Origin of the sequence: Novosphingobium kalidii (assembly GCF_040534015.1) — a bacterium.
Lineage (GTDB): Bacteria > Pseudomonadota > Alphaproteobacteria > Sphingomonadales > Sphingomonadaceae > Novosphingobium > Novosphingobium kalidii.
Genome location: NZ_JBEWLY010000019.1, coordinates 317338 through 324426, shown reverse-complemented (window position 1 = coordinate 324426; position 7089 = coordinate 317338). Strand labels below are relative to the sequence as shown.

The following is a 7089-nucleotide window of genomic DNA, read 5'->3' as shown; positions in this document are numbered from 1 at the left end:
TGGTTCTTGTCGCTCGCCGACGCCCGGACCAAAATTGAGGCTTGGCGGAGAGACTACAATGAGAGCCGTCCTCACACATCGCTTGGCTGGCTGACCCCGGTAGAATATGCTGCTGCTACGGCTGCCCAGGCGGCCGAATGAATGCCGGATACCCAAGCTTAGGCTGGATGAGAAACCGGGGGACCCTCAGTCCTTCTTGTGCTCGCTGCTTGAAGCTGCGCTTTTAACAATCACTCCCGCTGCGATCCGGTCCGCTGAGGAGAGAGGCGCCTCTTGAGCAGCCAGGCTCAAGAACCTCAAGAATGATGTGGAGCGGCCGCTCGCCGCGATCCTGACGTTCAACACAGTGGCCCACAACATGGGTGCGGCCGGAGCTGGTGCCCAATACGCCAGGCTGTAAGGCGATGGTAGTGAGGCGGTGTTCGCAGCTTTTCTGACTGTCGCGGTTCTCGTCGGGACCGAGATCATCCCGAAAACGATCGGCGCTCGGTATGCTGCCGAGCCTCGCGCCCTTCGTCGCTGGCTTGCTGCCCATATTGATCACCGCGCTCGGGCCGATCGTCTGGGCGTCGCGGCAATTTACCAAGCTGATCACACTGGGCAAGCCTGCTGATCTCCCTCACCATCGTGAGGAATTGCTCGCGCTCACAAGCCCGGGCCAGGCCTCTGGGCAACTTGAGAATAGCGAAGCGCGCTTCATGAAGAACATGCTGCAACTTTACGCAGTCAGGGCTTCGGACATTATGACGCCGCGAACAGTTGTCTTTAGCCTGCCTCTGCAATCGCCGCTGGCCGAGTTCGCTCGGGCCATTGGGGACGTGCCCTACACGCGAATACCGCTCTTCGACGGCAAGCGGGACAACATTCAGGGTTTCGTCGTGAAGCATGAAGTGCTTGCCCGTTCGCATGCAGACGAAGATCTTGCGAAATTTATGCGCAGGTGTCTGCGGGCCTGTCCGTCGACAAGCTATTCCGTCGTATGATTTCCGACCGACACCAGATCGTTGCGGTGGTGGACGAGTATGGGACGTTTGTCGGGTTGGTAAGCCTCGAAGATGTCCTGGAGACTATTTTCGGCTTCGAGATCGTCGATGAACTGGACGAGGTGACGGACTTGCAGGAGTATGCGCGAGAACTCGCCAAGCGCCGGTCGTCTGCTACGCGGGGCCCGGGATGATGCATCCAAGTTCACGCGGTGTGGACTACGGAGAGAGACGCTGCCTCTCCGAAAAATGTCGGTCAGTCGCTGCTGGTTCGGCCGGCTGAAGCGCTTCACGCCTACTGTTCAAGCCGGGAGAGCGTGAGTCAATCGACCGATTTCTGAGTAGCTCACCGTCATATATGCGGCCAACATTTGAAAGATCAATGAACGGGAAATTGCAAGCAGCCGGCGATCACTGACTGCTCGGCACGCGTCGAGAAGTTGAGAAAGTTGCCGTTCAGGGCAGGGGCGATGGGCTGCAGAAATTGGCCAAAACGGCGCGATGGTCCGAGCCGTTGTCGGGCAAGATTTCGAATGACGTAAGCTGAAGTTGTCCCTTCAGCATGAGCTGGTCCAGAGGCCATCCAAGAAGACGCAAGTCGGCGGGAAAAGTCGGATAGGTTCCCCGGCCGATCCGCGGATCGCGCCAGTCCCCCATATCCCGAAACTTAGTAGTCGTACGGGACCAGGGCACATCGTTGAAGTCGCCCATCACGAACGCATGAGGGAGCCGGTCCGGCGTCTGGACGCCCGCATTGACGATGTTTTCGTCCCGCAACTCGGTGTTCCAATCGGGTAATGGCGGCTTCGGGTGGAGACCGATAAATTCAATTGGCAGCGAGCCTTTCGGTTGCAGCGTGGCATACAGCGTCGGCGTGTCGCGATAGGTATTCTCGACGACATTCGACTTGAGCACCGGCAGGCGCGTCGCAAAGACAAGCCCGAAGGCCTCGGGCTGTGAATGGGTCTGCACATGATCATATTCGGCCAAGACTGGCTTGAGAGAGTCGATCCAGGGCTGATCTGTCTCCATCATAAACAGCAGATCGGGATCGTAGCGGCGCAGCTGGTCTGCCAGCTTCGCATATTGCTTGTTCGCGACCTTCACATTGACGGACATGGCTGAAAAGCATCCGGGCTCGCTGGGGGACTGCGGAGCTTCGACAAGCTCTATCTCTGTCGCCGCGGCCGCCGAATAGGGCCATATACGCCAGATACTGATGCCAATCACGAGGGCGAACATGGCGACCGTAGCCCAGCGCCAACGCGAACCAACGAAAATGGCTACGAGCAGAAGGAGCGCAGCCGCGTAAGCCAGCGGCTCCCGCACGAGGTCCACCGTTCTCACAAACCATTTGTCGTTCGGAATGAGCGAGATAAGAACGATGATGAGCAGCAGTGCTGCTGTGCCGAACAGACCAACGGCGAATTTTTTCACAAGTTGTCCTTGGCTCGTTATGCTTCGGTTCCAGAAAGGGTGTTCGGAGAAACTTGTATAGTTTGCCGCCGGATCACGAGAGGCTCCTGCTGTGATTGCAAGGGCCTCTCTGCTGAATCAGGAGGAATGCCGACTGGGTTTTCCGACGATCATCACTCCATCTCGTCGGCTACTTCGTTGATGGCATCGGCCCGTTCATCGCCAATGTCGTCGATACGCTCCGCCCGCGCATTGAGGGCGTCCTCCCGGGCATCAGTCGGTGCTTCATCTGCAAGTTCTTCAAGAGCAGCCGCGCGCTTATCCCCATAGGGTTCTACAGCGTCGGCGCGCTCTTCAAGTGCATCTCCGGTCTCCTCGACTGCGCTATCCTCGCCGCAAGCAGTGAGTGCAAACGCAGGAATGGCGGCTAGCATAATGATCTTCTTCATAAAGGTTTTCCCTTTTTTGAGGCGCTCCTCGCGCCGAGCTTACCTTTCCCAACAGATGAATAAACGGTGGGTTCCGATCCTTTACGAGGGTGTGGGTTACCCGCTGGAGCCCCCCGCCGCATGCCGACTGGCTACTCCTGCCCAACCCAGAGCAGGTGCTTTCTGCTCGCAGGGCGAGAGTTGGGGCGATAGGTCGCGCCGCTCAGGTGCCCTATGCTTGGGCATATCGCCGATCGGGGCGCACTATGAGCTACACTTCGGCCTGGAAGAGCGCCATGTGCCGGAGCACACGGCGACGCTGCAGGCCTCCCGCAAGGGCACCGGTCGTAACCCCGACCGTGCTGATGAAAACGGAGATTCGCAGGAGGTCCAGGAATCCGACCTGCTGTTCATCTAGAGTTGGCCAGGTGGAGATGAGATCTGACGGGAAGACCCAAAGCTCGATCGCCAGCGACAGCAGAGCGACCATTGCAAACAGCCCAAGAACCGCGAGCAGCATACTGGAAAAGATCACCACATTGGCAACCGCAAGGTGCTCCGGGATGACCCGGCTTTCCTTGCGAGGAAGGAACAGTTTTTGCGCAAAGCAGAGGTAGCAGGCGGCCACTAGAATGCTGATGGCGGCGTACGCCCATGCAGTCGCGTCTGTCATCCCGAGTCCGGCGTCCCAGAACTCTGCACTGAAGACCAGGATAAAGACCGGCGCTACGGCCGCAGTGGCAAGGCCGGGCATTCTGAGCGGCAGGAGCGGTGCACGATTGCGACCCAGAGCATTGCTGATCAGCCTGGGGTGGCGCAGGGCGGCGCACCCATGGATCCACAGGTCGTGAAGCGGGCCCGAAGCTGTATGTTCGCGCTCGAGAAAGCCCGCAGCGAGGCGCTCCAGGGCGGCCGGTTCATGAAAGGCCGGTGCCGAAACGCGGTCCGGATCGTATTTGAACGGCGCCAGCGCTCCGGACGGTGCGGGATCAGGATCAGCGCCCAACCCCTGCCCGATAAGGTGGAGGAGGAGCGCGGCAGCGTTCCAGCGGATTGCAGGTGAGGCCAACGGCATATGCCCTGCACCTTCTCGACCGCGCAACCGATCGGTGGAAAGGACCACCGTCCTGGCGAGAGGTGAGACAAGTCCGAACACGATCCGTTCTCGGCGAGAAATGAGCGCCACGTCGGTCAAGATGATGACGAGGTCGAATGATCCCTCGACCACCCGCAGACTTGCTTCTCCGACGAAATCGCCAGAATGACGCCGCTCATTTGAACTCAGCCGGATGGGTTCGCCGAACTCAAATTGCCATGGCCGGCGGGTCGCCTCCTCCAGCCGAGGCTGGACATCCCGAACAAGCTGCCGCGCCAGCTCCAAGAGCGCCTCATCCGACGAACTTCGCGCGTGCGAAACCACGAAACCGACCCGGAGCGAGGCATCGCTCATCTATCTTGATTCCCGCTCGTCATTCGTAACCCATAGACGATTTGGCTCCCATGCCCATCACAGCCGCATAGGATGGCCGATTTCAGGCGACCCAAACGGGCGTTGTCGCAGAAGCGGGGCGTTGCATTGGAGCAGATCTCTCTAATCGGCTACTTTATCAACTGCACCGTGCCTGCCGGAAGCTGAGAGTTGATTGCGGATGACCGCTTCTTCCAACATAAGGCACTTGATGGTTCACGCGGGAACGACGGCTCTGTCCCACGCGCTGCAAGATGGGTTCAGATTTCGGTGTTCTCGGCGAGGGCGAGCGCACCTTCCACATCGATCCCGAGATAGCGCACCGTATTTTCGATCTTGCTGTGACCGAGAAGGATTTGGACGGCGCGTAGGTTACCGGTTGCCCTGTAGATGATTGATGCCTTTGTCCGACGGAGCGAGTGAGTGCCATACTCGCTGCGCATCAGACGACCCCCGTCACCCATTCATCGACAAGCCGGGCATACTGGCGGGCGCTGATATGCCCGTTGTGATCAATGCGGCTCGGAAAGACGTAATCGTTCACCGTACCACCCCGGCATTCAAGCCATGCCAACAGGCTGGTCCGTGCGTCAGGAAGCAGTTCGAACTGAACCGGTCGACCTGTTTTCTGTTGCATCACGATTGCGCGTGTTCGGATCTGGCCGCCGCTGACCAGGTCGCCAATTTTCATCCGGACGACGTTGCAGCCACGCAACTTGCTGTCGATCGCGAGATCGAACAGCGCCCGATCCCGCAAGCGGCGGCGCTGACTAAGGTAAAATCGGATCTCCCATATTTGCTTCGGTGTCAGCGCGCGCTTTGCGCCGGCGGTCCTTCCAGCATTCAGACCTGACGCTTGGCAGCAGTGGGTTCGGTTTCGGGCATCTCCATGATCCTTCTCCAGTGGCCATGTTGGGCATCTGCAGAACGCTTGCCGACGAGGAGTTGGCGGAGTGTCCTTGGGACTCATGCCGACTCAGAGAACGACGTTCGCGTGTGTTAACCAAAACGTCCGCTGCTGACATGAGCAGCCGTTCGGGATTGCTGAATTTGCTCGTCAGCAAGCGCGATTCTTTGCCGTTCGTCGTTCAAAGGCACTCGCGTGCAACGGGACATACGTCGCTGCTTGCTCTTGGGCAAAGATGAGGCCGCGCAGTCGCTTGCATGGGCGGGAGCGGAATTCGTGCTTTCATCCTTGCCATGCATCGGATGGGCGGGTCTTAAGAGCACATGCCCCCCGTTACCCTTGATATTGCGCTCCTTGTCCTGGGCGTCCTGCTGCTTGCCACCGTATTCGCAGGATCACTGTCGAGCCGATTTGGCCTACCAGCCCTTATCGGTTTTCTCGGGCTTGGAATGCTTGTCGGCGTGGACGGGCCAGGGGGCATTGGTTTTGATGATTACGCTCTGACGCAAGGGATCGGCGTTGCCTGCCTGATCTTCATCCTCTTCTCGGGGGGACTGGACACCGACGGGCGAGATGCGCGCCGGGTTGCAGCTCCAGCACTGGTGCTTGCTACGTTCGGCGTAATGCTGAGCGCGGGGATGATGGGCGTCGCCTCGCATCTCATCATCGGCTTAGAACCATTTCAGGCGTTTTTGCTGGGCGCGGTGGTTGCCTCGACGGACGCAGCGGCAGTTTTTGCCATTCTGCGATCGAGCGGCCTGGACCTTCACGGGGAGGTGCCAGCACTCATCGAGGTGGAGTCGGGATCCAACGATCCGATGGCCATCTTCCTTGTTGGTGCCGCCTTGCTGTTCATAGCTACGCCCAGCTCATCGCCTCTCGCACTTGTGCCAGACTTCGCTGTCCAGATGACGATGGGCCTGCTGGTCGGAGCAGCAGCGGGATACTCGCTGCCGGAAGTTCTGAAGCGCTCCAGTTTCCGCCACGGTGGGCTAGCGTTCGTGATCTCGATCGCCGGCGCGCTGATTGCCTATGGTCTCGCCGAACTATTCGGAGGCAATGGCTTTCTTGCTGTCTACATCGCCGGTCTGGTGGCGGGGAACCGAGCCTATTCCGCCAAGAAGATCGTCTCGACTTTTCAGGACGGCATGGCGTGGCTCGCGCAAGTAGCCATGTTCCTCACCCTCGGCCTGCTGGTGGCGCCTTCGAACCTGGTAGACGTGATCGGACCAGGTCTCGCCATCGCGTTTGTCCTGATATTCATCGCACGGCCCCTGAGCGTCTTCATCTGCCTTGCCCCGTTTCGCCGCTTCAACTGGCGAGCGAAGCTGTTCGTCTCTTGGGCGGGGCTTCGAGGCGCAGTACCGATCGTGCTAGCGACATTCCCCATGGTTGCCGGTGTTCCCGGAGCGTTCACCATTTTCAACATCGTCTTCTTCGTCGTATTGATATCAAGTACCATCCAGGGGCCGAGCATCAACTGGGTGGCCGGGCGCCTCAAAATGGCTTCCCTGGAAGAGTGTCCGAGCGGAATAGACGCTCCCGATCGGAAGGAATGGAGTTGAGCATACGCCTGGAGAAGCGCATCCCGCCACGAGCGGCAATCATGCCGCTGCTCCTGATCAGCTGCATTGGCTGCAGTAAGAGCGCGGAAGAGACCGAGCTCGTTCGGTTCGCATTGAACGGCATCTCCTTCGAAGTGCCTTCCCGCATGATCCGCTCTGATCGGTACAAAGCGCCTGGCTTCGTTCGTATCAACGATCCAGACGGTCCGATCGAGATCGCCGCTCCCGCTACTCTGGTGCGCCGCTTTGCTGCAAATGTCACTTGCCCTCGAGGCTCCTGAAAGCCGCCCGTCCGCAATCCACAAGCCTTCCCCTACACCAG

Annotated in this window: 8 protein-coding genes and 1 pseudogene; 5 read left to right on the top strand and 4 right to left on the bottom strand. The window is 59.2% G+C overall.

What is annotated here, in order from left to right:
• The 3 genes from ABVV53_RS13170 to ABVV53_RS13160 form a co-directional block, all read left to right on the top strand.
• Positions 1 to 141: integrase core domain-containing protein (locus ABVV53_RS13170; RefSeq protein ID WP_353984890.1), on the top strand; the 141-nt coding region annotated here is incomplete at its 5' end.
• Between the two features lie 350 nt (positions 142 to 491).
• Entirely contained in the window at positions 492 to 983 is a 492-nt protein-coding gene (locus ABVV53_RS13165) for a CNNM metal transporter family protein (protein WP_353984883.1), read from the top strand.
• Positions 980 to 1177 (top strand): hypothetical protein, encoded by a 198-nt coding sequence (locus ABVV53_RS13160; RefSeq protein WP_353984882.1) that lies wholly within the window; start codon positions 980 to 982, stop codon positions 1175 to 1177. Before ABVV53_RS13165 ends, ABVV53_RS13160 begins: the two co-directional genes overlap by 4 nt.
• Before the next feature lie 262 nt (positions 1178 to 1439).
• On the opposite strand, the gene ABVV53_RS13155 is transcribed toward ABVV53_RS13160, so the two are convergent.
• From ABVV53_RS13155 to ABVV53_RS13140, 4 genes and pseudogenes are all read right to left on the bottom strand, one after another.
• On the bottom strand, positions 1440 to 2420 hold the full coding sequence (locus tag ABVV53_RS13155; protein WP_353984881.1) for an endonuclease/exonuclease/phosphatase family protein: 981 nt from the start codon (positions 2418 to 2420) through the stop codon (positions 1440 to 1442).
• Positions 2421 to 2572: 152 nt separating this feature from the next.
• On the bottom strand, positions 2573 to 2848 hold the full coding sequence (locus ABVV53_RS13150; protein ID WP_353984880.1) for a hypothetical protein: 276 nt from the start codon (positions 2846 to 2848) through the stop codon (positions 2573 to 2575).
• Positions 2849 to 3098: 250 nt separating this feature from the next.
• Positions 3099 to 4277, bottom strand: a complete 1179-nt coding sequence (locus tag ABVV53_RS13145) for a hypothetical protein (RefSeq protein ID WP_353984879.1) — start codon at positions 4275 to 4277, stop codon at positions 3099 to 3101.
• A gap of 278 nt (positions 4278 to 4555) precedes the next feature.
• Positions 4556 to 5186: pseudogene (locus ABVV53_RS13140) on the bottom strand (tyrosine-type recombinase/integrase).
• 339 nt (positions 5187 to 5525) lie between these two features.
• Here ABVV53_RS13140 and ABVV53_RS13135 point away from each other — a divergent pair.
• Complete coding sequence (locus ABVV53_RS13135; RefSeq protein WP_353984878.1) at positions 5526 to 6767, top strand: potassium/proton antiporter; 1242 nt, start codon at positions 5526 to 5528, stop codon at positions 6765 to 6767.
• The gene (locus ABVV53_RS13130; protein ID WP_353984877.1) at positions 6764 to 7048 is read left to right on the top strand and encodes a hypothetical protein; all 285 of its coding nucleotides are present in this window, start codon (positions 6764 to 6766) and stop codon (positions 7046 to 7048) included. The genes ABVV53_RS13135 and ABVV53_RS13130 overlap by 4 nt, the downstream gene beginning before the upstream one ends.
• Positions 7049 to 7089 lie beyond the last annotated feature (41 nt).

What these genes read in the sequence shown, in the direction of transcription:
- ABVV53_RS13165 (WP_353984883.1), top strand. Translation starts at nt 492, where the DNA reads ATGCTGCCGAGCCTCGCGCCCTTCGTCGCTGGCTTGCTGCCCATATTG.
- ABVV53_RS13160 (WP_353984882.1), top strand. Translation starts at nt 980, where the DNA reads ATGATTTCCGACCGACACCAGATCGTTGCGGTGGTGGACGAGTATGGG.
- ABVV53_RS13150 (WP_353984880.1), bottom strand. Translation starts at nt 2,848, where the DNA reads ATGAAGAAGATCATTATGCTAGCCGCCATTCCTGCGTTTGCACTCACT.
- ABVV53_RS13145 (WP_353984879.1), bottom strand. Translation starts at nt 4,277, where the DNA reads ATGAGCGATGCCTCGCTCCGGGTCGGTTTCGTGGTTTCGCACGCGCGA.
- ABVV53_RS13135 (WP_353984878.1), top strand. Translation starts at nt 5,526, where the DNA reads ATGCCCCCCGTTACCCTTGATATTGCGCTCCTTGTCCTGGGCGTCCTG.